The 26,092-nt window shown below is 70.4% G+C and carries 20 protein-coding genes; 9 read left to right on the forward strand and 11 right to left on the reverse strand.

Going from position 1 to position 26,092, the window contains the following annotated elements; all coding sequences use genetic code 11:
• Positions 1 to 340: 340 nt before the first annotated feature.
• Both ACZ49J_RS42405 and ACZ49J_RS42410 read right to left on the reverse strand, forming a co-directional pair.
• Positions 341 to 1,087 (reverse strand): SAM-dependent methyltransferase, encoded by a 747-nt coding sequence (locus tag ACZ49J_RS42405; RefSeq protein WP_467456508.1) that lies wholly within the window; start codon positions 1,085 to 1,087, stop codon positions 341 to 343.
• Between the two features lie 204 nt (positions 1,088 to 1,291).
• On the reverse strand, positions 1,292 to 2,671 hold the full coding sequence (locus ACZ49J_RS42410; RefSeq protein WP_467456509.1) for an alpha-amylase: 1,380 nt from the start codon (positions 2,669 to 2,671) through the stop codon (positions 1,292 to 1,294).
• 291 nt (positions 2,672 to 2,962) lie between these two features.
• On the opposite strand from ACZ49J_RS42410, the gene ACZ49J_RS42415 reads away from it, so the two are divergent.
• Both ACZ49J_RS42415 and ACZ49J_RS42420 read left to right on the forward strand, forming a co-directional pair.
• Positions 2,963 to 4,021, forward strand: a complete 1,059-nt coding sequence (locus tag ACZ49J_RS42415) for a M4 family metallopeptidase (RefSeq protein WP_467456510.1) — start codon at positions 2,963 to 2,965, stop codon at positions 4,019 to 4,021.
• 231 nt (positions 4,022 to 4,252) lie between these two features.
• Positions 4,253 to 4,471, forward strand: coding sequence for a hypothetical protein (locus ACZ49J_RS42420; protein ID WP_467456512.1), 219 nt, complete (start codon positions 4,253 to 4,255; stop codon positions 4,469 to 4,471).
• Between the two features lie 86 nt (positions 4,472 to 4,557).
• On the opposite strand, the gene ACZ49J_RS42425 is transcribed toward ACZ49J_RS42420, so the two are convergent.
• The 4 genes from ACZ49J_RS42425 to ACZ49J_RS42440 all read right to left on the reverse strand — a co-directional run bounded on the left by ACZ49J_RS42425 (position 4,558) and on the right by ACZ49J_RS42440 (position 9,705).
• Positions 4,558 to 6,261 carry a glycoside hydrolase family 13 protein gene (locus ACZ49J_RS42425; RefSeq protein WP_467456514.1) on the reverse strand — a complete coding sequence of 568 codons (1,704 nt, stop codon included), beginning with the start codon at positions 6,259 to 6,261 and terminating at the stop codon, positions 4,558 to 4,560.
• A 143-nt stretch (positions 6,262 to 6,404) separates the two neighbouring features.
• Entirely contained in the window at positions 6,405 to 7,313 is a 909-nt protein-coding gene (locus ACZ49J_RS42430) for a sugar ABC transporter permease (protein WP_467456516.1), read from the reverse strand.
• Between the two features lie 13 nt (positions 7,314 to 7,326).
• Entirely contained in the window at positions 7,327 to 8,331 is a 1,005-nt protein-coding gene (locus ACZ49J_RS42435; protein ID WP_467456517.1) for a carbohydrate ABC transporter permease, read from the reverse strand.
• Positions 8,332 to 8,433: 102 nt separating this feature from the next.
• Complete coding sequence (locus tag ACZ49J_RS42440; RefSeq protein ID WP_467456519.1) at positions 8,434 to 9,705, reverse strand: extracellular solute-binding protein; 1,272 nt, start codon at positions 9,703 to 9,705, stop codon at positions 8,434 to 8,436.
• 404 nt (positions 9,706 to 10,109) lie between these two features.
• Between ACZ49J_RS42440 and ACZ49J_RS42445 the strand changes: the two genes are divergently transcribed.
• Both ACZ49J_RS42445 and ACZ49J_RS42450 read left to right on the forward strand, forming a co-directional pair.
• Positions 10,110 to 11,144: a LacI family DNA-binding transcriptional regulator gene (locus ACZ49J_RS42445; protein WP_467456520.1), complete on the forward strand. Its 1,035-nt coding sequence runs from the start codon at positions 10,110 to 10,112 to the stop codon at positions 11,142 to 11,144.
• A gap of 133 nt (positions 11,145 to 11,277) precedes the next feature.
• On the forward strand, positions 11,278 to 12,387 hold the full coding sequence (locus ACZ49J_RS42450; RefSeq protein WP_467456522.1) for a phosphatase PAP2 family protein: 1,110 nt from the start codon (positions 11,278 to 11,280) through the stop codon (positions 12,385 to 12,387).
• A 161-nt stretch (positions 12,388 to 12,548) separates the two neighbouring features.
• Here the strand turns inward: ACZ49J_RS42450 and ACZ49J_RS42455 are convergent, their stop codons facing one another.
• The gene (locus ACZ49J_RS42455; protein WP_467456524.1) at positions 12,549 to 15,554 is read right to left on the reverse strand and encodes a bifunctional [glutamine synthetase] adenylyltransferase/[glutamine synthetase]-adenylyl-L-tyrosine phosphorylase; all 3,006 of its coding nucleotides are present in this window, start codon (positions 15,552 to 15,554) and stop codon (positions 12,549 to 12,551) included.
• Between the two features lie 334 nt (positions 15,555 to 15,888).
• On the opposite strand from ACZ49J_RS42455, the gene ACZ49J_RS42460 reads away from it, so the two are divergent.
• On the forward strand, positions 15,889 to 16,335 hold the full coding sequence (locus ACZ49J_RS42460) for a VOC family protein (protein ID WP_467456525.1): 447 nt from the start codon (positions 15,889 to 15,891) through the stop codon (positions 16,333 to 16,335).
• A 19-nt stretch (positions 16,336 to 16,354) separates the two neighbouring features.
• Here the strand turns inward: ACZ49J_RS42460 and ACZ49J_RS42465 are convergent, their stop codons facing one another.
• Together ACZ49J_RS42465 and ACZ49J_RS42470 are read right to left on the reverse strand one after the other, a co-directional pair.
• A complete protein-coding gene (locus ACZ49J_RS42465) occupies positions 16,355 to 16,810 on the reverse strand; it encodes a hypothetical protein (protein ID WP_467456526.1) in 456 nt (151 codons plus the stop codon).
• Positions 16,811 to 16,966: 156 nt separating this feature from the next.
• On the reverse strand, positions 16,967 to 18,328 hold the full coding sequence (locus tag ACZ49J_RS42470) for a glutamine synthetase family protein (RefSeq protein WP_467456528.1): 1,362 nt from the start codon (positions 18,326 to 18,328) through the stop codon (positions 16,967 to 16,969).
• 427 nt (positions 18,329 to 18,755) lie between these two features.
• Between ACZ49J_RS42470 and ACZ49J_RS42475 the strand changes: the two genes are divergently transcribed.
• On the forward strand, positions 18,756 to 19,952 hold the full coding sequence (locus tag ACZ49J_RS42475) for a globin domain-containing protein (protein WP_467456529.1): 1,197 nt from the start codon (positions 18,756 to 18,758) through the stop codon (positions 19,950 to 19,952).
• Between the two features lie 7 nt (positions 19,953 to 19,959).
• On the opposite strand, the gene ACZ49J_RS42480 is transcribed toward ACZ49J_RS42475, so the two are convergent.
• Positions 19,960 to 20,394, reverse strand: coding sequence for an RrF2 family transcriptional regulator (locus ACZ49J_RS42480; RefSeq protein ID WP_467456530.1), 435 nt, complete (start codon positions 20,392 to 20,394; stop codon positions 19,960 to 19,962).
• A 166-nt stretch (positions 20,395 to 20,560) separates the two neighbouring features.
• Here ACZ49J_RS42480 and ACZ49J_RS42485 point away from each other — a divergent pair, with 166 nt between their 5' ends.
• The 3 genes from ACZ49J_RS42485 (at position 20,561) to ACZ49J_RS42495 (ending at position 24,018) form a co-directional block, all read left to right on the forward strand.
• On the forward strand, positions 20,561 to 21,220 hold the full coding sequence (locus ACZ49J_RS42485; protein ID WP_467456532.1) for a DUF3105 domain-containing protein: 660 nt from the start codon (positions 20,561 to 20,563) through the stop codon (positions 21,218 to 21,220).
• Positions 21,221 to 21,235: 15 nt separating this feature from the next.
• Entirely contained in the window at positions 21,236 to 21,865 is a 630-nt protein-coding gene (locus ACZ49J_RS42490) for a DUF305 domain-containing protein (protein ID WP_467456534.1), read from the forward strand.
• 218 nt (positions 21,866 to 22,083) lie between these two features.
• The gene (locus ACZ49J_RS42495; protein WP_467456536.1) at positions 22,084 to 24,018 is read left to right on the forward strand and encodes a S53 family peptidase; all 1,935 of its coding nucleotides are present in this window, start codon (positions 22,084 to 22,086) and stop codon (positions 24,016 to 24,018) included.
• 459 nt (positions 24,019 to 24,477) lie between these two features.
• Here the strand turns inward: ACZ49J_RS42495 and panB are convergent, their stop codons facing one another.
• The gene (gene panB / locus ACZ49J_RS42500; RefSeq protein ID WP_467456538.1) at positions 24,478 to 25,374 is read right to left on the reverse strand and encodes a 3-methyl-2-oxobutanoate hydroxymethyltransferase; all 897 of its coding nucleotides are present in this window, start codon (positions 25,372 to 25,374) and stop codon (positions 24,478 to 24,480) included.
• Positions 25,375 to 26,092 lie beyond the last annotated feature (718 nt).

The raw sequence follows: 26,092 nt of genomic DNA on the forward strand, positions 1-26,092 counted from the left end.
GGAGCTTCACAGGCCCCTGAGCCTTGCGAACCTTGCGGATCTCGAAGTCCATCGCACCCCTAACTGGGGTGTTGCGAGGACCACTAGAACCGAAGTCCCGTCCCCGGGGCTCCGCCCCGGACCCCGCTCCTCAAACGCCGGAGGGGCTGGATGGCGCGGCTGACGCTGGCCTCAGGCGCGCGCGGGGCGGGGAACTGCGCGGTTCTCGAGGGGCGCGGGGAACTGCGCGACCAGCCACACCCAAACCGGACCAACCCACCCACCCACCACAACAGCTCCCAGCCACCACAACAGCCCCCGCCCCCTCACAACCCCCGCGCCCTCACAACCCACGTCACCGTCAGCGCCCCATCAGCGCGAACACTCCCCACCCGAGATACTCACGCTCGTACCGCGCATAACGCACAGGCCCCACCGACAACTCGGCCCTCAGCTCGACAGCCAGTTCGTCGTCCGGGTATCGATCGAGCCAGCGCCGCATGTTGAACCACTGGGCCGCCCGGTACCGATCCCAGCTGTCCTGATCGGCCAGCACCATCTCGACCACGTCGTAGCCGAGGTCACCGAACTGCTCGATCAGCCCGGCGAGCGACCGGAAGTCGTCCTCGCGCTCGGCGTGGCAGGCCTCGACGGTCTCCTGGTCCGGCGGTTGCCTGCGCCAGTACGGCTCGCCGATCAGCATCAGCCCTCCGGGCCGGAGGCTGCGGCCCAGCAACTCGACCGTGCCGGACAGTCCGCCACCGATCCCCGTGGCGCCGACGCACGCGGCGAGGTCGACCGGCTCGTCCGCGACGTACCCGGACGCGTCCCCGTGGACGAAGCGCACCCGGTCGGCGACGCCGAGTTCGACGGCACGGGCGCGGGCCCGCGCGGTGAACACCGTGCTGATGTCCACCCCGGTCCCGGTGATGCGATGGTCGCGCGCCCAGGTGCACAACAACTCGCCCGCTCCGCTGGCGAGGTCGAGCGCGCGCGTCCCGGGCGCCAGGTGCAGCGCCTGCCCCAGGGTGGCGAGTTTGTCACCGGTGAAGGGGTTCAGGATGCGGTGAGTGCTTTCTTGAACGGTATGGATGCGTGGAAGATCCACGAGTGGGAGTCCTTACGTCCGATGAGGTCATGGCGTTCGCGAAGGACGGACGACCGCAGTCGGCCGCCGGGACTCGGACCGTCATCAAACGCACCTCGTCTGGAGTAGGGCTCAGGACGCCGGTGACGGTAGGGCGGCGCGGGGCGGCGCGTCCACCGGTTTTCGGCCCGCGCCCGGCACGCGGCAGGAGTCACGTCGGGCGGCTCAGCAGCTCGACTTGCCCGAGTGGATCGCCAGGGCCGTGTTCGAGCCCAGCGTGGCGGTGAACTGCCCACTGAAGTTCACGCTCACCGTCCGGTTGTTCTGCACATCGCAGTACGTGCCAGCCGGCAGCGAGGTCTGGTACGTCCTGCTCAGGGAGCCGGACTCGTGGTTGATGGCCACGAAGCCCTTGTTCCCCCGGCCGAAGGCGATGGCGTCGCCCCCGTTGTCCCACCAGTTGGTGACGGGCTCGCCGCGCGTGGCGTTGCGGAAGGCGACCATGCGCCGGATCTCGGGCCAGGCGTGCTGGCACTTCCAGCCGTCCTGCCAGCAGGCGTTCACGGTGCCCCCGTTCGGCGGTCCGGCGTCCGTGTCGGAGAACTCGTACCCGGAGTTGATGTCGGGCGCGCCGTACGGCCAGGCGAGCATGAAGACGTTCGCCAGGGTGTAGTTGGCGTTGTCCTTGTAGCTGAGCGTGGAGCCATTGCGCTCGGTGTCGTGGTTGTCGACGAAGACGCCGGCGACGGAGTTGCTCATGTAGCCCCAGCCCTCGCCGTAGTTCTTCAGGTAGGCGAGGTTCTCGTTGTTGAAGACGCGCTTGAGGTCGTAGGCGTAGCGGAACTCCTGGACGTCGCCGTTGCCGGTGTACTCCGTCGGCTGCACGGCCTCGCCGCTGCCGTATATGACCTCCTGCTTCCAGTAGGCGTTCGGGTTCGTCAGCCGTGACTTGATGGCGGCGAGGTCGGCCGTGTCGATGTGCTTGGCCGCGTCGATGCGGAAGCCGTCGACGCCGTAGCCGAGCAGGCTGTTCATGTAACCGGCGATCGCCGAGCGGACGTAGTCCTCGCCGGTGTCCAGGTCGGCGAGGCCTACGAGTTCGCAGTGCTGGACGTTCCAGCGGTCCTGGTAGTTGGTGATCCGCGCGGTGCAGTCGTCGAAGTCGTACGAGGAGTACAGGCCGGGGTAGGTGTACTTGCTGTACGAGGAGCCGCCCGTGCCGGTGCCGCTTCCGGCCGACATGTGGTTGACGACCGTGTCGACGACGACCTTCACACCGGCCGCGTGGCAGGTGTTCACCATGTTCCGGAACGCGGTCGCGTCCCCGAGCCGACCGGCGATCTTGTAGCTCACCGGCTGGTACGAGGTCCACCACTGGGAGCCCTGGATGTGCTCGCCGGGCGGCGAGACCTGGACGTATCCGTATCCGGCGGGGCCGAGGGTGCTGGCGCACTCCCTGGCGACCGAGTCGAACTTCCACTCGAAGAGGACGGCGGTGACGTCCTTGCTTCCGGGCGGGGAGGCCTGTGCGACAGTCGGGGACATGACAATATTGGCTGCGGCTGCCGTGAGGACCAGGGCGCCGGAGAGGGTTCTGCTGGCCATGTGGGGGTCCTTCGTCGTTGAAGGGCGCCACGAAGGGCGGCGTTGAAGGTTCTTGCTGAAAGAAGACTGAAACTTTTCAGCAGGGCTGACGGTACGAGTTTCCTCGTTCAACGGTCAACCCTCCGGGCACCGCGCCGTTCGGGTGGCCCGCGACCCGAGGCAGGTCACTCCGCGCCCCCGGGTGGCACCCAAGGGCCAGAGGGGTGATTGGCGCAGCGACGGACACCGCATGGGCGGTCGGCGGGGTAGCCCTGGGATGTCCCCCACACCCGGCCCGAAAGGTCCCGTCGCATGCGATGCCACCGCCACAGCGGCCCGAAGTGCCAGTTCGTCCCTCCTCACATCCTCGACCACATCGCGAAAGTCACGGGAGTCGACACCAGGGAGCCGCATCCGGCCACACTGTCGGCGACCGCGAGCAAGCAGTTCCGCGACCGCAGGGCGCGCAGCACGATCGACCTGGCGACGTTGACGACTCCCCGGCCGGGAAAGTCCGACCGCCTCATTCATGACGCCCAGCACCAGTGGGACCTGGCCTCGGCCCAGAAGGTCCGCGGTGAGAGCGACCCCGCGGTCGGCTCCCCCAAGAACGCGAACACGGCATACGACCACGTCGGAGCGGTGCGCACGTACTACGCCGAAGTCCTCGGCCGCGACAGCATCGACCACCGGGGCATGGACATCAACGTGTACGTCAATTTCGGCGTCGATTTCGACAACGCCTTCTGGGACGAGAAGAACATCGTTCTCGGAAACGGCGACGGAATGATCTTCACGGACTTCAGCAAGTCTCCCGACGTCCTGGGGCACGAGCTGACGCACGGCGTCGTCCAGTACACCGCCAAACTCGAGTACCAGGGTCAGTCCGGAGCCCTCAACGAGCACTTCGCGGACGTGTTCGGGAGCTTGATGGAGCAGCACATGCGGAAGGAGGACGCGGGGACGGCCAACTGGCTCATCGGCGACGAGATCATGGCCGAGGACCTGTACGGCGAGGCCCTCAGGTCGATGGCCCACCCCGGCACGGCATTCGACAACCCCGTCATGGGGAAGGACCCGCAGCCCGCGCACATGGACGACTACTTCGCGGGGCCGGAGGACAACCAGGGTGTGCACATCAACAGTGGCATTCCGAACCGGGCCTTCTACCTGGTCGCGATGGAGATCGGAACCACTCAGGCCGGCATGATCTGGTACGCCGCGCTGCAGAACCTCTGGGCGACCGCGAAATTCGCCGACGCGGCCACGGTGCTCAGCGCGCAGGCGCGCATTCTCGCCCGCGAGGGCAAGGTGGCGAGGAATGCCGCGCAAACGGTGCGCTCGGCTTTCCGGGACGTCGGAATTCTCTGACCGGCCGTTCGGACGACGGATCCGGGTGGGAAAGGGCGCCCCGTCCCACCCGTGGTTCCGTCACACACAGCAAGGGCCGGACTGCTCTTTGTCTCCTTTCCCGCAGTCGGCCGGCGCTCAGGGGCGAGATCCGTCACCTTTTCAACTTTGGTGCGCATTCACGGACCGGAATGCCAGGTGCACGTGGTCCAATAGCAGGATTCACAGCCCCCGCGCGCCGAGGAACTGATCGTGCCCCCCGTCTCATCTCCGGATTCGCTGCCCGTCTCCGGGCCCGTGACCGCCGCCCTCGACAACAACCACGTCAGGATCCAGGCTGCCTGCTGGTCGTGCGGCACCCCGGTGAGAAAGCTCGTGCCGCGCGGGAGCCGGACTCATCAGCACTTCCACTGGAGCTGCGACGCCTGCGACGTCACCTGGGAAGGGCCCGGCTCCCCGGCCCGGATCTGAGGCGGGGGCGGGCGGCCCGCCCAGGGTGCGGCCGGCCCGGGGAGGCCGGCCGCCGACCGCTGGGAGACCCTGCCCTCCCGGGACCGTCAGCTCGTCGTCCACCACACGGTCGTGTCCGCCGGCAGCTTCGCCTCGTCGTCCGCGACCGTCACCTCACCGCTGGTGACGAGCACGCGGCCGTACGACGGGATCCGCACCGCCTCGCCCGTCGTGTTCGCGACACACACGAACTCGCCGCGCCGGAAGGCGAGGACGCCCTCCGGGGCCTTCAGCCACTCCACCGCGTCGCCCGCGCCCAGGTCGGGCTGGGCACGGCGTACGGCGAGCGCGGCGCGGTACAGCTCCAGGGTGGAGCCGGGCACGCCGGTCTGCGCCTCCACGCTCAGCTCCGCCCAGTCCGCGGGCTGCGGGAGCCATGAACCACCCGTTCCGAAGCCGTACGACGAGCCCTCGCGTGTCCACGGGATCGGCACCCGGCAGCCGTCACGGAAGCCGTCCTGGCCCGCGCCCCGGAAGTAGGCGGGGTCCTGGCGCACCTCGTCCGGCAGGTCCACCACGTCGGGCAGGCCGAGCTCCTCGCCCTGGTACAGGTACGCCGAGCCGGGCAGCGCCAGCATCAGCAGGGTCGCCGCGCGCGCCCTGCGCAGGCCCAGCTCCCGGTCGCCCGCCGAGCGGATCTGGGTGCCGAGCCCCGCCTCGTTGGCGAAGCGCGTGGCGTGGCGGGTGACGTCGTGGTTCGACAGCACCCACGTGGCGGGGGCGCCGACCGGGCGCATCGCGTCGAGGGTGCGGTCGATGACCGTACGGAGCTCGGCGGCGTCCCAGTGGGTGCTCAGGTACTGGAAGTTGAACGCCTGGTGCAGTTCGTCGGGGCGGACGTAGTTCGCGGTGCGCTCGATGGTCGGTGTCCAGGCTTCCGCCACGAAGATCCTGTCGCCCGCGTACTCGTCGAGGATCAGCCGCCACTGGCGGTAGATCTCGTGCACACCGTCCTGGTCGAAGAACGGCATGACATCGTTGCCCAGCAGTTTCACCTGGTCGTGGGACCCGATGTCGGGCAGTCCGGCCGCCTTGACCAGGCCGTGGGCGACGTCGATGCGGAAGCCGTCGACGCCCATGTCCAGCCAGAAGCGCAGGATCGAGCGGAACTCGTCGCCGACCGCCGGGTGGTTCCAGTCGAAGTCGGGCTGCTCGGGCGCGAAGAGGTGCAGGTACCACTCGCCGGGCGTGCCGTCCGGTTCGGTGACCCGCGTCCACGCCGGGCCGCCGAAGATGGACTCCCAGTCGTTCGGCGGGAGGTCGCCCGTCGGGCCCTTGCCGGGGCGGAAGTGGTAGCGGTCCCGGAGCGGGGAGCCGGGCCCCTCTGCCACCGCCCGCTTGAACCACTCGTGCTGGTCGGAGGAGTGGTTGGGGACGAGGTCGACGATGATGCGGAGCCCCAGCGCGTGGGCGTCGCGGATCAGGGCGTCGGCGTCGAGGAGGTTGCCGAACATGGGGTCCACGGCGCGGTAGTCGGCCACGTCGTAGCCGGCGTCGGCCTGCGGCGAGGAGTAGAAGGGGGACAGCCAGACGGCGTCCACGCCCAGGTCGCGCAGGTACGGCAGGCGCGAGCGTACGCCCTCAAGGTCCCCCATGCCGTCGCCGTCGCTGTCGGCGAAGCTGCGCGGGTACACCTGGTAGATCACCGCGTCGCGCCACCAGTCGTGGTGTCCGGCAACGGTGGCGAGGGCCGTCGTCGACGAGGGGGCCTGGGACAGGGCCGGGGACGGGTCGGCGGAGTGCTGGCTCATGGCGTCCTTGGTGCGTAAGGAAGGTCGGGTTCGGGTCATCGGTGTCTCGGGTCGGGTGACGAGGGCGGCCGTGGTGCGACGGGGTCGGATGAGGCACCACGGCCGCCACCCGCGCGGCGGGGCGCGCGGGAGTCCGGGTCGGGTCAGCCCTTCGTGCCGCCCGCCGTCAGCCCGGTCACCAGGTTCTTCTGTACGAGATAGAAGAACACCGAGACGGGGACGGCGACCAGCACGGCGGTCGCGGCCATGTACTGGCGCTGTGCGTCGTGCTCGCTGACGAAGCTCTGCAGACCGACGGCGAAGGTGTACTTCGTGTCGGACAGCATGAACGTCGAGGCGAAGGCGACCTCACCGAACGCGGTGATGAAGCTGTAGAACGCGGCGACCGCCAGGCCGGGTTTGGCCAGCGGCAGGATCAGCCGCGCGAACGTGCCGAAGGGGGTCAGCCCGTCGACGCGTCCCGCCTCGTCGATCTCGAACGGGATCGTGTCGAAGTAGCCCTTGAGGAGCCAGGCACAGTACGGCACGGCCGTCGAGCAGTAGACGAGGACGAGGCCAAGGTAACTGTCGATGAGCTGGAGTTCCGACAGAATCTGGTACATCGGCACGATCAGTACGGCTATCGGGAACATCTGGGTCACCAGCAGCACCCACATGAACTTCTTGTAGCCAGGGAAGCGCATCCGGGAGACCGCGTAGCCGGTCGTCGCGGCGACCAGGACGCCGATGACCGTGGTGCCGAGCGAGACGACGAGGGTGCTCCACAGCCAGTCGAAGAACCTCGTCTCCCGCAGCACGAAGACGTAGTTGTCGAACGTCATCTTCCCGAGGATGCGCCCGGGGTGGAGGTAGTCGTCCTTGTCCGGGCCCAGGGACAGGAAGACCAGCCAGGCCACCGGGAAGAGCGCGATGAGGCTCGCGACGGCCAGGACGGCGTGCGTGGCGAGCAGGGCGCCGGGGCTCTTCTCACCGCGCCGGCGTGCCTTGCGCGGTGCGGCGCTGGAGGGTGCCCGGTCCGCCGCCGAGGAGGTCGTGAGGGTTGGGGTGCTCATGGGGACTCCTGCCTCAGATCGCGAGCTGCGGATCGTTGCGGTTCAGCCAGCGGCGGTAGCCGGCGGTGAAGACGACCAGGATGGAGAGGAGCAGGATGCCGTAGGCCGCCGACTGCGCGAAGTCACGCGGCTGCTGCCCGAAGCCCAGGTAGTACGCCCAGGTGACGAGGATGTCGGTGTCGGGTGCGGTGCCGCCGAACAGCAGGAAGATGATCGTGAACTGGTTGAAGGTCCAGATCACGCCGAGCAGGACGACGGTGGAGCTGACCGAGCTCAGGCCCGGCAGGGTGACGTACCGGAACCGCTGCCAGGCGCTCGCGCCGTCCATCTCGGCGGCCTCGTAGAGGGACGCGTCGATGGACTGCAGTCCGCCGAGCAGCGAGACCATCATGAACGGCACACCGCACCAGGTGTTGACCATGATCGCGGCGAACCGCTGCCAGAAGGTCTCCTCCAGCCACTGCGGCGCGGGCAGGTGCAGGGCGTCGAGGGCCGAGTTGATGACGCCGCTGTCGGCGAGCATGAACCGCCAGCCGAAGACGGTGACGAAGGTGGGCACGGCCCACGGCAGGACCAGGATCAGGCGGTAGAGGGTCCGCCCGCGGATCCTCTGGTTGAGCAGCAGGGCGAGGCCGAGGCCGATGCAGTAGTGGAGCGTCACGCAGGCGGCCGTCCAGAGAAACGTCCAGATGAAGTGCGACCAGAAGCGGTCGTAGGCGGTGTCGCCCCACAGGATGTCGGCGTAGTTGTCGAGGCCGATGAACTGGTAGGTGGCCTCGATGTGGTTGACGCCGATGGTGCGGGCCGAGTTGAGGCTGTCGGCGTCGGTGAGCGACAGGTAGACGCCGTACACCAGGGGGTAGAGCACGAGGACGCCGAGCACGACGGCCACGGGGGCGATCATGGCGTACGCGTACCAGTACTTCTGATAGGCGTGCTTCAGACGCGTCAGCGGGCCGGGGCGCGGCGCCCGCTCACCGCGGCGCTCGCCGGTCGCGCGGTCGATGGCGACTGTCATGGTTCGACACCTTCTGGGAGGTCAAGGGGCTGAGCCGGTGTACAGGCCGGTGACCGCCGCATCCGTCCCCCGAAGTGAGGCTGATGCGGCGGCCACTGGGAGTCACTTGCTGAAGTCCGGGACCAGCTTCGCGATCGCGGTCTCGGCGTTGCTCAGCCCCTTGTCGAGGGACTCCTTGCCGCCGGCGATCTGGTTCAGCTCGGTGTCCAGCGGGCTCCACAGGGAGCTGTACTCGGGCAGGGCCGGACGCGGCTGGGCGGCGGAGAGCACCCCCTGGTAGCCGGCGATGCCCGGGTCGGCCTTGACTTCGGCGGTGTAGGCGTCGTCACGCGTCGGCAGCGTGGAGTTCTTCAAGGCGATGGTCTCCTGGGACTTCGCCGAGGTCATGAACTTCACGAACTTCAGCGCGGCCTCCTGGTGGGCCTTGTCCGAGCCCGCGTACACGGAGAGGTTGTGGCCGCCGGTCGGGGCGCCCGCCTTGCCGGTGGAGCCGGCCGGGACGGTGGCGATGCCGAGGTTGGCCTTGTCCTTGAAGGCGGAACCCTTGTAGAAGTTCGTGATCTCCCAGGGGCCCTGGATGATCGCGGCGACCTTGCCGCTGACGAACGCCTCCTGGATGTGGGCGTAGGCGTCGGCGGTGGTGTCGGCCTTGTGCAGGCCCTTGCCGTCGAACAGGCCCAGCCAGGTCTCGTAGCCCTTCTTGGCGGCGGGCGAGGTGACCGTGATCTTCTTGGCGTCGGCGTCGACCGTGTCGCTGCCCTCGCCGTAGAGGAAGGTCTGGGCGTAGTAGGCCTGGGTGGAGCCCCAGTAGCCGTCGACGCCGGTCTTGTCCTTGATCGTGGCGGCGGCCTTCTTCAGGTCGTCCCAGGTCCTCGGGGCTTCCTTGATGCCGGCCTGCTCGAAGAGCTTCTTGTTGTAGACGAGCGCGAGGGTGTCGGTGGTGAACGGGACGCCGTACGTCTTGCCCTCGTACTGGGCCTGCTTGATGAGGCTCGCCTGGAACTTGTCCTGGTCGGCGAGCGCCTCGGTGCCGTCCAGCGGCAGGAAGTAGCTCTTCTTGGCGAAGGCGGGCGTCCAGCCGACCTCGGAGCGCAGCACGTCGGGGGCGCCCTTGGAACCGGCGGCCGTGTCGAACTTGTTCTGCGCCTGGTCGAAGGGGACGTTGACGTACTTGACCTTGATGTCCTTGTTGGCCTTCTCGAAGTCCTTGACCAGGGCCTGGTACGTCGGCGCCTCGTTGGTGGCGTTGGAGGTGTCCCACCAGGTGATGGTGACCGGACCGCCGGCGCTGTCGCCGCTGTCGCTTCCGCCGCAGGCCGTCGCCGCGAGGGCGAGGGACGCCACCAGCGCGGTGGCCGCTATGCCACGCCGCATGAGTTCTCCTTGAGGGTGAGGGCCCCCCGCTCGATCGAGGCCGGCACTGGGGGGAGGCCGCCGGGCGACGTGAACGTAACAGCGTTGCAATCGTTGCGAAAGACCTTGCAGCAAAAAAGTGCAAGGGATCGCGAGAGTTACCAGTGCGTGACCTGCGCGCGGCCGCCGTGAGATCGGCTTTCATGGGGTCGGCGGCCCCTCATGACCTTCATGCAAGGCTCTGCAAGTACTTGCCATACGTTTCATGGGCGGGGATCATCCGTTGCGGACCGGACACCGACGGACACCGACCAGAATCACGAGGGACCGCGATGACGCAGCAGCCCGCAGCGGGCCGCACCCCCGCCCGCACCCGGCGCAAGGCCGGTGGGCAAGCGGAGACCCGGCCGGTACAGTCCGGTGCTGTGACCACACGGCTTGCCGACATCGCGGCCCAGGCGGGGGTCAGCGAGGCGACTGTCAGCCGCGTCCTGAACGGGAAGCCGGGCGTCGCAGCGACCACCCGCCAGTCCGTACTGGCCGCGCTCGACGTACTGGGCTACGAGCGGCCCGTACGCCTCAGGCAGCGCAGCGCCGGTCTGGTGGGCCTGATCACCCCGGAGCTGGAGAACCCGATATTCCCCGCCCTGGCCCAGGTCATCGGCCAGGCGCTGACCCGGCAGGGCTACACCCCGGTGCTGGCCACGCAGACACCCGGCGGCTCCACCGAGGACGAGCTGACGGAGATGCTGGTGGACCGCGGGGTCGCCGGCGTCATCTACGTCTCGGGGCTGCACGCGGACACCACCGCCGACACGCAGCGCTACGAGCAACTGCGCGCCCAGGGCGTGCCCTTCGTCCTCGTGGACGGTTTCTCACCGAAGGTCCAGGCCCCCTTCATCTCGCCGGACGACCGCGCGGCCATGACCCTCGCGGTGACGCATCTCGTCTCCCTCGGTCACACCCGCGTAGGCCTCGCCCTCGGCCCGAAGCGTTTCGTGCCGGTGCAGCGCAAGATCGAGGGCTTCGTGCGCACGATGCAGGACCAGCTGGGCCTGACGGCCCAGGCCGTCGAGACGGAGCTCGTCCAGCACTCGCTGTACACCCTGGAGGGCGGCCAGGCGGCGGCGACGGCGCTCATCGAGCGGGACTGCACGGCGGTGGTGTGCGCGAGCGACATGATGGCGCTGGGCGCGATCAGGGCGGCCCGCCAGAAGGGCCTGGACGTGCCGCGGGACGTGTCCGTCGTCGGCTTCGACGACTCCCCCCTGATCGCCTTCACGGACCCGCCCCTGACCACGATCCGCAAGCCGGTCCCGGCCATGGGCCAGGCCGCCGTCCGTACGCTCCTGGAGGAGATCGGCGGGACACCGGCACCCCACAGTGAGTTCGTGTTCATGCCGGAGCTGGTGGTGCGAGGTTCGACCGCTTCGGCCCCTGGGGACCGGTCTCGTCCGTAGGTCGGAGAACCGGCGGTCCGCACCGGTACGCGGGCATGATGCGTCGACCCCTGTCTACGACGAACAGGGTGCGTCAGGGACCCGACCGAGGGATGATCTGGAGGGGAAGTCTTTTCTGGCAAACTCTGTGCCCATGGGTGACACGACCGTGACGACGCCGGGTGGCCGTGATGCGGCCGCTCCACTCCCCGTCGCGGACGAGGCGGTGGGGCACACCCGCCTGCGCCGGTTGCGCACGCCTCGGCGCCCCCGCTTCTGGTTCGAGATCCTGCTGATCGCGGTCAGCTACTGGACGTACTCCCTGATCCGCAACGCGGTGCCGGAGCAGAAGCACGAGGCCCTCGCCAACGCCGACTGGCTGTGGAAGGTGGAGCAGCACCTCGGGATCGCGGTCGAGGGTTCGGTGAACCACGCCGTTAACTCGGTGAAGTGGCTGGTCGTGGGCATGAACTACTACTACGCCACCCTGCACTTCGTGGTGACCCTCGGCGTCCTGGTCTGGCTCTACCGCCGTCACCCCGGCCGCTACGCGGCGACCCGTCTGGTGCTCTTCGCGACGACGGCCGTGGCGCTGGTGGGCTACTACTTCTACCCGCTGGCCCCGCCCCGCCTGATGACGGGCGGCGACTTCGTCGACACGGTCCTGGTCCACCAGACCTGGGGTTCCATGGCCTCCGGGGACCTGAAACACATGTCGAACCAGTACGCGGCGATGCCGTCCATGCACATCGGCTGGTCCGTGTGGTGCGGCCTGACGATCTTCGCGCTCGCCTCGGTTCCCTGGGCCCGCGTCCTGGGGCTCCTCTACCCGGCGGCCACCCTCGTCGTCATCGTGGCCACGGCCAACCACTTCTGGCTCGACGCGGTGGGCGGGCTCGTCTGCCTCGCGTTCGGCTACACGGTGGCCCGGCTCTGGTACGGGGTGTTGCCGTACTCGCTCCCGCGGGTGCCTCCGGCTTCGAACGAGGTCTCGTCTGCCGGGTTCTGTCGGTCGTCGGCTGCGGGCCCGTCGTGGCTGGTCGCGCAGTTCCCCGCGCCCCTGAAAAGCACGGGCGCACCCGACGCGGACAAGGCACCGCCACCCCCGCCGGCCCGCAGGCGCGTACGTACGCGAGGGGGCGTGCCGGGGGGTGTCCGCCCGCAGCGGCCGGCGTCCGCCGCCGGGTCCCGCACGGGCCCTGAGGACCGCCGGACCGAGGACGGAGACCCCCCGGCGTGCCCCCGACCCGCTTCCCACGCGTAGGCGCTCCAGCCACGACGGCGCCGCAGAAACCGAGGACCTGCGGGACCTCGCGCCCCTAAGGGGCGCGGGGAACTGCGCGACCAGCCACAAAGAACCCGCGGACGCCCACGACGAAGCCGCACCCACCCACCTCCTGCGCCCCAGCCCGCCCAGCGGAGCGCTCACGCCCCGTAGAAGAGGTGCTCCACGACACCCCGCGCCCTCCGCGTCGTACGCCGGTAGTCGTCCAGCATGTCGCCGACATGACCGGGGCCATACCCCAGGTAGCGCCCCACCGCGGCGAGTTCACGGCCGCCCGACGGGAACGTGTCGCCGGCACGCCCCCGGACGAGCATCACGGCGTTCCGTACCCGCGTCGCGAGCACCCACGCCTCGTCCAGGGTCGCCGTGTCCGCCTCGGAGATCAGTCCGGCGGCGCACGCGGCGGCCAGGGCGCGTCGGGTCCGCGTGGTGCGCAGGCCCGGCTCGGCCCAGCCGTGGCGGAGCTGGAGGAGTTGCACGGTCCACTCGACGTCGGACAGCCCGCCGCGCCCCAGCTTGGTGTGCAGTGTGGGGTCGGCGCCACGCGGGAGCCGCTCGGACTCCATGCGGGCCTTGAGCCGCCGGATCTCCCGTACGGCGTCGTCGGCCAGCCCCTTGGCCGGGTACCGCAGCGGGTCGACGAGGTCGATGAAGCGGCGGCCCAGGTCCTCGTCGCCCGCGACGGGCTCCGCGCGCAGCAGTGCCTGGGACTCCCACACCAGCGACCAGCGGCGGTAGTACGCCTCGTACGACGTGAGGGTCCGCACGAGCGGCCCGGACTTGCCCTCCGGCCGCAGGTCGGCGTCGATGAGGAGGGGCGGGTCGGAGCTGGGGATCTGGAGCAGCCGCCGCATCTCCTCGACGACGGTGGTGGCGGCTCGCGCGGCCTCCTGCTCCTCGACGCCGTCGCGCGGCTCGTGCACGAAGAGGACGTCCGCGTCGGAGCCGTAGCCCAGTTCGTGCCCGCCGAACCGGCCCATGCCGATGATGGCGAACCGGGTGGGCAGGGTGTCGCCCCAGCGGGCGCCCACGACCGCGCGCAGCGTCCCGGCGAGGGTGGCCGCGGTGAGGTCCGAGACCGCGCCGCCCACCAGCTCCACCAGGGCGCCCTGGTCGACGTCGCCCGACGGCGCCTCCTCGGTGCCGTAGGAGGCGACGATGTCGGCGGCGGCCGTGCGGAACAGCTCGCGGCGGCGCACCCCGCGGGCGAAGGTGACCGCCTGTTCGGGGCCCTCGGAGCGTCCGACGGCGGCGAGGATCTCCTGTTCCAGGTGCTCGCGTTCGCGCGGTTCGAGGCCACCGGTGCCGCCGTCGCCGTCGCCGAGCAGGGCGACGGCCTCGGGGGCGCGCAGCAGCAGGTCGGGGGCGAGACGGCCGGCCGACAGCACACGGGCGAGGTTCTCGGCGGCGGCTCCCTCGTCCCGCAGGAGCCGCAGGTACCAGGGGGTCTTGCCGAGCGCGTCCGACACCTTGCGGAAGTTCAGCAATCCCGCGTCCGGGTCGGCGGAGTCCGCGAACCAGCCCAGCAGCACGGGCAGCAGGGTGCGCTGGATCGCGGCCTTGCGGGTGACGCCGGACGCGAGGGCCTCCAGGTGCCTGAGCGCCGACGCCGGGTCCGCGTACCCGAGGGCCACGAGCCGTTCGCGGGCGGCGTCGGGGCGCAGCCGGCTCTCGCCGGGGGCGAGCTGGGCGACGGCGTCCAGCAGCGGCCGGTAGAAGAGCTTCTCGTGCAGGCGCCGTACGACGGCCGCGTGCCGTTTCCACTCGCGGTTCAGCTCGGCGACCGGGTCCGTGCGCAGCCCCAGGGACCGGCCGATGCGGCGCTGGTCCTCCTCGGCCTCGGGGACCAGGTGGGTGCGGCGCAGCCGGAAGAGCTGGATGCGGTGCTCCATGGAGCGCAGGAAGCGGTACGCCTCGTCGAGCTGCACGGCGTCGGCCCGCCCCACGTACCCGCCCGCGGCGAGCGCCCGCAGCGCGTCGAGGGTGGTGCCGCTGCGCAGGGACGTGTCCCCGCGCCCGTGCACGAGCTGCAGGAGCTGCACGGCGAACTCGACGTCGCGCAGGCCGCCGGGGCCGAGCTTCAGCTCGCGCTCGATCTCGGCGGCGGGAATGTTCTCTACGACCCTGCGCCGCATCTTCTGCACGTCGGGAACGAAGTTCTCACGCTCGGCGGCCTGCCAGACGAGGGGTTCGAGCGCGGCGATGTACTCCTCACCGAGCTCGATGTCGCCCGCGACGGGACGGGCCTTCAGCAGTGCCTGGAACTCCCAGGTCTTGGCCCAGCGCTGGTAGTAGGCGAGGTGACTGCTGAGGGTGCGGACGAGCGGCCCGTTGCGCCCCTCGGGCCTCAGGTTGGCGTCGACGGGCCAGATGGCCCCCTCGACGGTCGACTCGGAGCAGATCCGCATCAGGTGGGAGGCGAGCCGGGTGGCGGCCCGCAGCGCCTTCTGCTCGTCGGCGCCGTCCGTGGCCTCGCCTACGAAGATGACGTCGACGTCGGACACGTAGTTCAGCTCGTGGCCGCCACACTTGCCCATCGCGATGACCGCGAGCCGGCACAGGGCGGCGTCCTCGGGCGCGGCCGCGCGGGCGAGGGCGAGGGCGGCGCGGAGGGTGGCGGTGGCGAGGTCGGCGAGCTCGGCGGCGGTCTGGGCGACGTCGGTGGTGCCGCACACGTCGCGGGCGGCGATGGACAGCAGGCAGCGGCGGTAGGCGACGCGCAGGGACACGGGGTCGGTGGCTTCGGCGAGCCCCCGTTCGAACTCCGCCACCCCGGGGTGCAGGTCCTCCGGCTCGTACATGACGAGGGCCTGCCAGTCGTGCGGGTGCCGGGCGAGGTGGTCACCGAGCGCGGCCGACGCGCCGAGCACTCCGAGGAGCCGGTCCCTGAGCGGCTTCGCCGCGATCACCGTGTCCAGCAGTTCCCGCCGCGCGGTGTGGTCGGGCTGCGCCTCCAGCAGCCGGACGAACCCGAGGAGCGCCAGATCGGGGTCGGCGGTGGCGCCGAGCGCGTCGAGCAGGACCGGGTCGTTCCTGACGGCCGTCAGCTCGATGCTCTCCAGGAGCCGCTCGGCGGCCGACGGATCGGTGAAGCCGTGCCGCAGCAGCCGCGAGAAAGTACTGCTCCTGCGCCCCGGCACCGTCATCCAGGCCTCCCCTCGGATCAGCTCGTACGGCCCTGAGCCTAACTCGCTCCGCCGGGTCGGGCGGGGTGGCGGTTGTGGGTGGCTGCGGGTGGCTGTGGGCTGTGGGTGGCTGGTCGCTCCCCCACTCTCGGCTTCGCTCGAGCGGGGGGGACCCCCATCGCGGCGGAGCCGCACACGGACACAGCCCGGCGCCCCTCCCGGAGGGGCGTCCTTCCCGCCCGAGGAAGGGTGGTCGTTATCTCGGTGGCGCCCCGCCGGGTTTTCGGCTTCGGTAAGGGAGAGCCATTGCAGCCAGACCACTGGCGGTTCGACCGACACGACCCGGAGGACGACGATGCAATACACACTCGAAGTGATCCCTCTGCCCGTCAGCGACATCGACCGGGCCCGGGACTTCTACCGGGACAGGGTCGGCTTCCACGTCGACATCGACCAGGAGGTCATGCCGGGGATGCGCATCGTCCAGCTGACGCCCCCGGGCTCGGGCTGTTCGATCGCTCTGGGCGACACCATCTGGGACACGATGCAGGGCCCGCGCCCCGCGCCCGGCTCGTACCAGGGCCTCCAGCTGTGCGTCCCCGACATCAAGGCCGCCCACGCCGAACTCGTCGAGCGCGGCCTGCAGGTGTCCGACCCGGTCCAGTACGCCCCCGCCGACGGCGCCACGTTCATGTACTTCCAGGACCCGGACGGCAACGGCTGGGCCATCCAGGAGTTCCGCGAGCGGGTGGAGAAGCCCCTGCACAAGCTGCTGGCGGACCTGGCGGAGGCGCGGGAGTAGTACGTCGGCGCCGCCCCGCTCAGGTCCTGCGGAACAGGTAGATGCCGACGATCTTCCCCTTGATCGCCACCCGCTGCCCCGACGACATCCACTTGTCCCGGGACCCCTCACCGAGCTGGACGTAGACGTACTGGGCGGTGTGCAGCGTCCAGCCCACGTCCTCGATCCGGGACAGCAGATCGCTGCGCGGGGCGGCGGGCGCGGAGGGCTCGTCGATCCTGGATCTGACGAGGGCCGTCCCGGCCAGGTCCAGTCCCGTCCCTCCGTACGGGTTCAGGCCGCCCACGCCGCGCTGCTCGATCTCGGTCTCGAACCAGCCGTCACCGCGCTCGAAGGCGGTGCGCGCCTGTTCGAGTATGGGTGCCTGGAGTTCCTCCACGTACTCGTTCCACCGCCGCGCGCCCTCCGACGCCCGGGCCTCGTCCCGCGCCGTGAGCTCCTCCTGACGGTTCTGCCACCGCTCCTGGAACCCCATCGGTTCCCCCCTCATGTCGTATGTACGCCGCATGACCAGCGCGTACGGCCCCGCGCCCTGGAGAGGCGCGGGGCACTGCGCGAGCCACCACAACGAACCCGCGGCTGAACACCGGCGGCAACGACCCCACCGCCCGAACCGGCATTCAGCGGAGCGTCAGAGCACAGGCAGGTTCTTCCGCAGCTCGAACGCCGTCACCTCGGAGCGGTACTCCTCCCACTCCTGCCGCTTGTTGCGCAGGAAGAAGTCGAAGACGTGCTCGCCGAGGGTCTCGGCGACGAGGTCGCTGTGCTCCATCAGGGACAGGGCCTCACCGAGGTTCTGCGGCAGCGGCTCGATGCCCATCGCGCGGCGCTCGGAGTTGGACAGGGCCCAGACGTCGTCCTCGGCGCCCGGCGGGAGCTCGTAGCCCTCCTCGATGCCCTTGAGGCCGGCGGCGAGGAGGACGGCGTAGGCCAGGTACGGGTTCGCGCCCGAGTCCAGGGAGCGGACCTCGACCCTCGCCGAGCCGGTCTTGCCGGGCTTGTACATGGGGACGCGGACCAGGGCGGAGCGGTTGTTGTGGCCCCAGCAGATGTACGAGGGGGCCTCACCGCCCGCGCCCGCGGTGCGCTCGGCGCCGCCCCAGATGCGCTTGTAGGAGTTGACCCACTGGTTCGTGACGGCCGAGGTCTCCGCCGCGTGCCGGAGCAGGCCGGCGATGAAGGAGCGGCCGACCTTGGAGAGCTGGTACTCCGCGCCCGACTCGTAGAACGCGTTCCGGTCGCCCTCGAAGAGCGAGAGGTGCGTGTGCATGCCGCTGCCCGGGTGCTCGGAGAACGGCTTCGGCATGAACGTCGCCTGGACGCCCTGCTCCAGCGCCACCTGCTTCATGACCAGGCGGAACGTCATGATGTTGTCGGCCGTGGAGAGGGCGTCGGCGTAGCGCAGGTCGATCTCCTGCTGGCCGGGGGCGCCCTCGTGGTGGGAGAACTCGACCGAGATGCCCATGGACTCCAGCATGGTGATCGCCTGGCGGCGGAAGTCCATGCCGATGTTCTGCGGGGTGTGGTCGAAGTAGCCGGAGTTGTCGGCCGGGGTCGGGCGCGTGCCGTCGAGCGGGCGGTCCTTCAGGAGGAAGAACTCGATCTCCGGGTGCGTGTAGAAGGTGAAGCCCAGGTCGGAGGTGCGGGCCAGGGCGCGCTTGAGGACGTAGCGCGGGTCCGCGAAGGACGGGGAGCCGTCCGGCATGAGGATGTCGCAGAACATGCGGGCCGTGCCGGGGGCCTCCGCGCGCCAGGGCAGGATCTGGAACGTGGAGGGGTCGGGCTTGGCGATCATGTCGGACTCGTAGACGCGGGCGAAGCCCTCGATGGCCGAGCCGTCGAAGCCGATTCCCTCGTCGAAGGCCTGTTCCAGCTCGGCGGGGGCCACGGCCACGGACTTGAGGAAGCCCAGCACGTCCGTGAACCACAGGCGTACGAACCGGATGTCGCGCTCCTCCAACGTGCGGAGCACGAACTCCTGCTGCTTGTCCATGTCTAGCTTCCACCCATCCTTGCTGGTCAGGCCGCCTACTCCCAACCCACGGGAAACGGTCCGGCTCCTGAGCATCCCACCACAACACCATTTCATGCGCGTTGCGGACCTTGATCGGCCGGCCGTCCCCGGCGTGAACGCCTCGGGCACGGCAGGTGTACGGCTCTGAGCCCATAGTGCCTGCTGGGCCGCCCATGTGTAATGCCCGGGTCCTGCGTCCCTGGTGTTCGGCACGGCGGAGGGTCGGCGCCTCCGGGGACAGGCACGGCGAAGACAGGCACAGAGGGGACAGGCACGTTGGGGATCGGCCCGGCCCTCCTTCGTTCCCTCCCCCACCGTCTCCCCCCGATTCCTTAATTTGTATCTTAGATGCAAGTTTTAACGCCGTTCCGTGCGCTCACGGAGCAGCCGAGCACCAGGAGTCCCGATGCTGTCCGCACAGTCCGCCGCCACCGTGCGTGCCACCCTCCCCGCCGTCGGCGCGGCCATCGGCGAGATCAGCGCGCGCTTCTACGACCGGCTGTTCACGGCCCACCCCGAGCTGCTGCGCGACCTCTTCAACCGCGGCAACCAGGCGGCGGGCACCCAGCGCCAGGCCCTCGCGGGCTCCATCGCCGCCTTCGCCACCCATCTCGTGGCCCACCCCGACGACCGGCCCGACGTGATGCTGCGGCGCATCGCCCACAAGCACGCCTCCCTGGGCGTGGCCCCGGAGCAGTACGACGTCGTGCACGAGCACCTCTTCGCCGCCATCGCCGAGGTGCTGGGCGAGGCCGTCACGGAGGAGGTCGCGGACGCCTGGGACGAGGTCTACTGGCTGATGGCCAACGCGCTGATCGCGATCGAGCGGCGGCTGTACGAGGAGGGCGGCGCCGGGGGCGGCTGGCGCGAGTGGGAGGTCGTCGGGCGCGTGCGGGAGACCGAGGACGTGGCCGTGTTCGAGCTCCGGCCGGCCGACGGCTCGCCCGTGCCCGCCCACCGTGCGGGGCAGTACGTGTCCGTGCGGGTCACGCTCCCGGACGGGGCCCGGCAGATACGGCAGTACAGCGTGGTGGGCGCCTGCGGATCGGGCACGCTCCGGATCGGCGTGAAGCGGGTCCACGGCGGCGGCACGCCGGACGGTGAGGTCTCGAACCACCTCCACGCGCGCGTGGAGGTCGGCGACCGGCTGCGGGTGTCGGCCCCGTACGGCGATCTCGTCCTCGACCAGGACACGGACGCGCCCCTGCTGCTCGCCTCGGCCGGCATCGGGGTGACCCCGATGGTCGCCATGCTGGAGCAGCTCGCGCTCTGCGGGCACGCGGCCCCGGTCACCGTCGTGCACGCCGACCGCTCCCCCGCCGACCACGCCCTGCGCGCCGACCACGAGGCGTTCACGGCGAAGCTCGCTGACGCCTCCCTGCACCTCTGGTACGAGCAGCCGGAGCCCGGCCACCCGGCCGACCGCACGGGACTGGCGGACCTGTCCTCGCTCGGCATCCCCTCCGGCACGCGCGCGTACCTGTGCGGGCCGCTGCCCTTCATGCGTGCCGTACGGGCCCAGCTGATCGGCAAGGGTGTGGCGCCCGCCGACATCCACTACGAGGTGTTCGGGCCGGACCTCTGGCTCGCGCAGTCCTCGTGAGGCCGGTCTAGGGCCCGCGCGAGATCCCCAGCAGCAGCGGCCCCGTCGGCGACGCCACCACGTCCGCGACCGTCACCGGGTCCAGCGAGGCGTAGAAGGCCTCCTGGGCCCGCCGCAGGGCGGCACGCAGGCGGCACGCGGAGTGGAGCGGGCACGGCGAGGCGCCCTCGCAGTCGACGACGTCATCGTCCCCCTCGAAGGCGCGGACGACGGCGCCGACCGACGCGGTGCGGCCCTTGTCGGTGAGCGCGAGGCCTCCGCCCCGGCCGCGCCGCGCGGACACCAGCCCCATGTGCTGGAGCTCGGCGACGACCTTCGCGGCGTGCGTGTACGGCACATCCATGTCCGCGGCGACCTGGCGGGTCGTCGGAGTGTGCTCACCCTCCACGGCGAGCCGCATCAGGACGCGCAGGGCCAGGTCGGTGGAGCGCAGGAGCCGCATGCCGGAAGGGTAGATAATGCGCATCGGGGGTTCAAATTATTGGTCGGGGGAAGGCCGGGCACCGGCACTCCCCCGGCCATTCCTGGGACCACCCTGCAAATCCCACCTCTGTTGACATTACGATCAGCGGACCCGACCGTCCCATCCCCCATAAGGACTCATCCACATGTCCGCCAAGAAGAGCAGCTCCGCGGCGCGCAAGGCGCGCATCGAGGAGATGCGGCGCGCCGAGCGCGCCCGCGAGCGCCGCAACCGCATCCTCACCATCGGCGCGAGCGTGGTCATAGTCGCCGGTCTCGTCGTCGGCGGCACGGTCCTCATACGTTCCCAGTCCGACGACAGCAGCGCGTCGAGCGACGCGAAGGCCACCTCGGGCAAGTTCGTCACCGAGAAGGACGGCGTGAGGAAGTGGTCGACGAAGCTGACCCAGAACCACGTGACCAAGTCCGTGAAGTACCCGATGGAGCCCCCTGTCGGCGGCGACCACAACCCGGTGTGGCAGAACTGCAACGGCGACGTCTACGACAAGGCGATAAAGAACGAGAACGCCGTGCACTCGCTGGAGCACGGCGCGGTCTGGGTGACGTACAACAGCAAGGCCTCCGACGCCGACGTCAAGGCGCTGGCGGAGAAGGTCAAGAAGACCCCGTACACGCTGATGAGTCCGGTCGAGGACCAGAAGGACCCGATCATGCTGAGCGCGTGGGGCTTCCAGCGCACGGTGACGAGCGCGAGCGACCCCAACGTCGACAAGTTCTTCGAGACGTACGTGCAGGGCAAGCAGACCCCCGAGCCGGGCGCGGCCTGCACCAACGGCGTCTCGTAGCGGCGGTCTGACACCGTGGGGAAGAGGAAGCACATCGGCTGGATCGCCTCCGGGGCCGCGGCGGTGCTCGTCGCGGCCGGGGCGATCACGTACGCGGTCGCCGACGGGGACGAGTCCGGTACCCAGGTGCCCGCCGCGGACTCCGCGGACGCGGGCTTCGCCCGGGACATGGCGGTGCACCACCAGCAGGCCGTCGAGATGTCGTACATCGTCCGCGACCGCACCGACGACGTGGAGGTGCGGCGGCTCGCGTACGACATCGCGCAGACGCAGGCCAACCAGCGGGGGATGATGATCGGCTGGCTCGACCTGTGGGGACTGCCGAAGGTGTCGTCCCAGGCGCCCATGTCGTGGATGGGCATGGGCGACATGGCCTCCGGCGAGGACGGCTCGCTGATGCCCGGCATGGCGACCAACGCCGAGATGGAGAAGCTGGGCAAGCTGAACGACAAGCAGGCGGAGGTCTTCTACCTCCAGCTGATGACCGACCACCACAAGGGCGGCATCCACATGGCGGAGGGCTGCGTCTCCAAGTGCTCGGTGGGCGTGGAGAAGAGGCTCGCGCAGGGGATGGTCGAGGGCCAGGAGTCGGAGATCCAGCTCATGGCCGGCATGCTCAAGGAGCGGGGCGCGGCGGCGCGTTAGGGGGTGCCGAGCACCCCCGGAGGGCGACCCCTCGGTGGTTCCCCCTGTGCCGGGCAGGGGGAAAACCCTTGAACATACGGTTCTTTGGGCTCCCATACGGTTGCTTGAGGGCTTCTTGGCCCAGCCCATGCCCGGGCATTCCCCTGGGATGAACGGTTCCTCGCGAGAGTGGCCAGCGTCGAGTGATCACTCGCGACGAACCGCACTCAGGGGGTTCCATGAGATCGAAACGCGCCAGGATGCGCGCCGGAGCGAGCTTGGCGGCGACACTGCCCCTGCTCGCCGGCGCGCTGGCGCTCGGCACCACCGCGCACGCCGCGGACGGCCCGGCCCGCGACGTGCTCAAGGGCACGAAGCCCGCGTGGGCCACGACCAGGGCCGACCAGGGCGCCACCTCGAACGGGTCCGGGGTCTCCGCCCGGGTCTACCTCGCGGGCCGCGACGCCGCCGGACTGACCGCGTACGCCAGGGCCGTGTCCGACCCGGACTCGGCCTCGTACGGCAAGTACCTCACGGCGGGGCAGGCGCAGGCACGCTTCGGCGCCACCGCGGCGCAGGTGAAGGCCGTGAAGTCCTGGCTGACGTCGGCCGGTCTGAAGGTCACCGGCGTCACGAAGCACTACGTCTCCGTCACCGGTGACGTGGCCGCCGCGGAGAAGGCGTTCGGCACGCAGCTGCACAACTACACCAAGGGCGCCAGGACCTACCGCGCGCCCGTGACGACGGCCTCGGTCCCGGCCGGTCTGAACGGTGCCGTTTTGACCGTCACCGGCCTGGACAACGCGCCCCACAAGGCCACCCACGACGACCAACTGCCGCCTCCGGACACCGTGTTCCGCAACGCCGGGCCGTTCTCCTCGTACTACGGCTCGAACATCGCGAGCACGCTCCCGGAGGCGTACGGCACGAAGATCCCGTACGCGGTCAAGGGCTACACGGGCAAGCAGTTGCGGGCCGCGTACGGCGCGGGCACCCGCACGGGCAAGGGGGTGCGGGTCGCCATCACCGACGCGTACGCCTCGCCGACGATCGCCTACGACGCGGCCACCTACGCGAAGAAGCACGGCGACGCGGCCTACCGCAGTGACCAGCTGCGCCAGGTGCTGCCGCACAAGTACGCCCACACCAAGGAGTGCTCGGCCTCCGGCTGGTACGGCGAGGAGACCCTCGACGTCGAGGCCGTGCACGCGGTCGCGCCCGCCGCCGACATCACGTACGTGGGGGCCGCCTCCTGCTACGACGACGACCTGCTCGACTCGCTCGGCAAGATCGTCGACGGGCACCTCGCCGACATCGTGTCCAACTCCTGGGGCAGCATCGAGTCGGCCGAGACGCCCGACGTGGCGGCCGCCTACGACCAGGTGTTCCAGTTCGGCGCGGTGGAGGGCATCGGCTTCTACTTCTCCTCCGGTGACAACGGCGACGAGGTCGCGAACACCGGCACGAAGCAGGTCGACACCCCGGCCAACTCGGCGTGGGTGACGGGCGTCGGCGGTACGTCGCTGGCGGTCGGCAAGGGCGACACGTACCAGTGGGAGACCGGCTGGGGCACGCTCAAGGCCACGCTGTCGGCCGACGGCAGGAGCTGGACGGGCTTCCCCGGCGCGTTCACCTCGGGCGCCGGCGGCGGCACGAGCGCGACCGTGTCGCAGCCCTCGTACCAGAAGGGCGTGGTCCCGGACGCGCTCGCCAAGGCGAACGGCGCCACCGCCATGCGTACGGTGCCTGACATCGCGGCGATAGCCGACCCCAACACCGGGTTCCTGGTGGGCCAGACCCAGAGCCTCCCGGAGGGCGGGCAGGCTTACAGCGAGTACCGCATCGGCGGCACCTCGCTGGCCGCGCCGGTCGTCGCGGCCGTGCAGGCGCTGGCCCAGGAGGCACGGGGCGGCAAGGCGATCGGGTTCGCCAACCCGGCGATCTACGCCCGCTACGGGTCGAAGCTGTACCACGACGTGACCGACAACCCCACGGCCAGTGGTCTCGCCGTGGCCCGCGTCGACTTCGTCAACGGCTACGACGCGACGGACGGGCTGACCACGTCGGTCCGTACCCTCGGCAAGGACAGCTCGCTGCGGGCCGTGCGCGGTTACGACGACGTGACCGGGGTGGGCTCGCCCGCCGGGGGTTACGTGGAGTCGTGGCGTCGCTGACGGTTCTCGGGCACGGGTGGGGCGCCTCCGGCGTGGGGCGCCCCACGTGTTTTCTCGCCCCCGCCGCCCCTACCCGTCCCGTCCCCAGGGGCTCCGCCCCTTCGACCCCGGCGGGGCTCCGCCCCGGACCCCGTTTCGGGGGCCAGCCCCCGGGCCCCCGCTCCTCAAGCGCCGGAGGGGCTGAAATATCAGCCCGTCCGGCGTTTGAGGAGCGGGGCCGACAGGCCGATGCGGGGTCTGGGGGCGCAGCCCCCAGGGAAAAACGCCGGAGGCGCTGAAGTTTCAGCCCCTCCGGCGTTTGAGGACGAGGCCGCAAGGCCGATACGCGGGGGTCCGGGGGCGCAGCCCCCAGGGACGGGACGGGTAGGGGCGGCGGGGGCGAAACAAACCCCTGTTCACACAACGGCGCAGCCCGCCGACGGGGGAAGATCGGCGGGCTGCTGGTGGTGCCGCGGTGGATCAGTGGACGGAGTGCTCCTCCCGGGGGAACGTTCCTCCGACGACATCCTCGGCGAAGGCCTTGGCCGCCCCGGCCATGACCCCGCGAAGATCGGCGTACTGCTTCACGAACTTCGGTACCCGGCCCCCCGTCAGCCCCAGCATGTCCGTCCACACCAGGACCTGCGCGTCCGTGTCGGGCCCGGCCCCGATACCGACCGTCGGGATGTGGAGCACCCGCGTGACCTCGGCCGCCAGCTCCGCCGGAACCAGTTCGAGGACGACGGCGAAGGCACCGGCGTCCTGCACGGCCTTCGCGTCGCGCAGCAGCTGCGCGGCCGCCTCCTCACCGCGCCCCTGCACGCGGTACCCCATCGCGTTCACCGACTGCGGCGTCAGGCCGATGTGCGCCATGACGGGGATGCCGGACTCGACGAGGAGCTCGATCTGCCGGTGGGAGCGTTCGCCGCCCTCCAGTTTGACCGCCCCGACGCCCGCCTCCTTGATCAGGCGTGTCGCCGAGCGCAGGGCCTGGACGGGACCTTCCTGGTACGACCCGAAGGGCAGATCGCCCACGATCAGGGCTCGGCTGGTGCCGCGGACGACCGCCGCGGACAGCATCGTCATCTCGTCGAGGGTGACGGGCACGGTCGTCTCGTACCCGAGGTGGCAGTTGCCCGCCGAGTCGCCGACGAGCATCACCGGGATGCCGGCCTCGTCGAAGACGGACGCGGTCATCGCGTCGTAGGCGGTGAGCATGGGCCACTTCTCGCCGCGTTCCTTGGCGGCGGCAATGTCGCGCACGGTGATGCGCCGGGTGCTCTTGCCCCCGTACAGCGCCTTGCTGCTGTCGGAGGGCCCCAGCCCACCCTGCGCGGACTGCGCGGGCTGCTTCGGGGCAGCCGGAAGCTGCGTCATCGCAACGGCTCCTTCTGTCATCTCGAGGCGCCCTCACGGCGTCCCCGGACCGTCTCCATGGTGGCACCTCGTGCCACGCGCTGCCAGACCGGGGCGAAGGATCTGTGCCACGCGGGACTGTGCCGCGATCAATTCAGGCCAGTGCCGGGCGCGGACCGCCCGTCCCGGTGCGGGCGCTGGTGCTGGTGCTGGTGCCGGTACGGGCGCCGTGCCGGTCCCGTGCGGGTGCGGGTGCGGGCGCTGGTTCTGGTGCTGGTGCTGGTGCCGGTACGGGTGCCGATCCCGGTGCGCGCGCCGTGCCGGTCGCAGTCCCGGTGCGGGCGCCGTGCCGGTCCCGTGCGGGCGCGGGCGCTGGTGCTGGTGCTGGTGCCGGTACGGGTGCCGATCCCGGTGCGCGCGCCGTCCCGGTCCCAGTCCCGGTGCGGGCGCGGGCGCTGGTGCCGGTGCGGGCGCCGTCCCGGTCCCAGTCCCGGTGCGGGCGCGGACGCCCGGTCCCGGTCCCGGGTGAGGGCCCGGTGCCCGGGGTCAGGCCCTGGTCAAGGGCTCCTTGGTCAAGGCCGTGTGGTCAAGGGCTCCCTGGTCAAGGGCTCCGTGGTCAACAGCCCCGTAGACAACGACCCCGCGGTCAACAGCCCCGCGGTCAACGACCCCGTGGTTAACGGCTCCGTAAAGACTTTCGATACGAGACGGTTCCGTATCGAAAGGCCCTTAGGGTCGA

This window comes from Streptomyces sp. NPDC030840 (assembly GCF_055572015.1).

Coding starts and splice junctions, on each gene's coding strand:
- ACZ49J_RS42430 (WP_467456516.1), bottom strand. CDS start 7,313: ATGAGCACCCCAACCCTCACGACCTCCTCGGCGGCGGACCGGGCACCC.
- ACZ49J_RS42495 (WP_467456536.1), top strand. CDS start 22,084: ATGAGATCGAAACGCGCCAGGATGCGCGCCGGAGCGAGCTTGGCGGCG.
- ACZ49J_RS42465 (WP_467456526.1), bottom strand. CDS start 16,810: ATGGGGTTCCAGGAGCGGTGGCAGAACCGTCAGGAGGAGCTCACGGCG.
- ACZ49J_RS42435 (WP_467456517.1), bottom strand. CDS start 8,331: ATGACAGTCGCCATCGACCGCGCGACCGGCGAGCGCCGCGGTGAGCGG.
- ACZ49J_RS42480 (WP_467456530.1), bottom strand. CDS start 20,394: ATGCGGCTCCTGCGCTCCACCGACCTGGCCCTGCGCGTCCTGATGCGG.
- ACZ49J_RS42470 (WP_467456528.1), bottom strand. CDS start 18,328: ATGGACAAGCAGCAGGAGTTCGTGCTCCGCACGTTGGAGGAGCGCGAC.
- ACZ49J_RS42460 (WP_467456525.1), top strand. CDS start 15,889: ATGCAATACACACTCGAAGTGATCCCTCTGCCCGTCAGCGACATCGAC.
- ACZ49J_RS42450 (WP_467456522.1), top strand. CDS start 11,278: ATGGGTGACACGACCGTGACGACGCCGGGTGGCCGTGATGCGGCCGCT.
- ACZ49J_RS42415 (WP_467456510.1), top strand. CDS start 2,963: ATGCGATGCCACCGCCACAGCGGCCCGAAGTGCCAGTTCGTCCCTCCT.
- ACZ49J_RS42440 (WP_467456519.1), bottom strand. CDS start 9,705: ATGCGGCGTGGCATAGCGGCCACCGCGCTGGTGGCGTCCCTCGCCCTC.
- ACZ49J_RS42475 (WP_467456529.1), top strand. CDS start 18,756: ATGCTGTCCGCACAGTCCGCCGCCACCGTGCGTGCCACCCTCCCCGCC.
- ACZ49J_RS42410 (WP_467456509.1), bottom strand. CDS start 2,671: ATGGCCAGCAGAACCCTCTCCGGCGCCCTGGTCCTCACGGCAGCCGCA.
- ACZ49J_RS42485 (WP_467456532.1), top strand. CDS start 20,561: ATGTCCGCCAAGAAGAGCAGCTCCGCGGCGCGCAAGGCGCGCATCGAG.
- ACZ49J_RS42425 (WP_467456514.1), bottom strand. CDS start 6,261: ATGAGCCAGCACTCCGCCGACCCGTCCCCGGCCCTGTCCCAGGCCCCC.
- panB (WP_467456538.1), bottom strand. CDS start 25,374: ATGACGCAGCTTCCGGCTGCCCCGAAGCAGCCCGCGCAGTCCGCGCAG.
- ACZ49J_RS42455 (WP_467456524.1), bottom strand. CDS start 15,554: ATGACGGTGCCGGGGCGCAGGAGCAGTACTTTCTCGCGGCTGCTGCGG.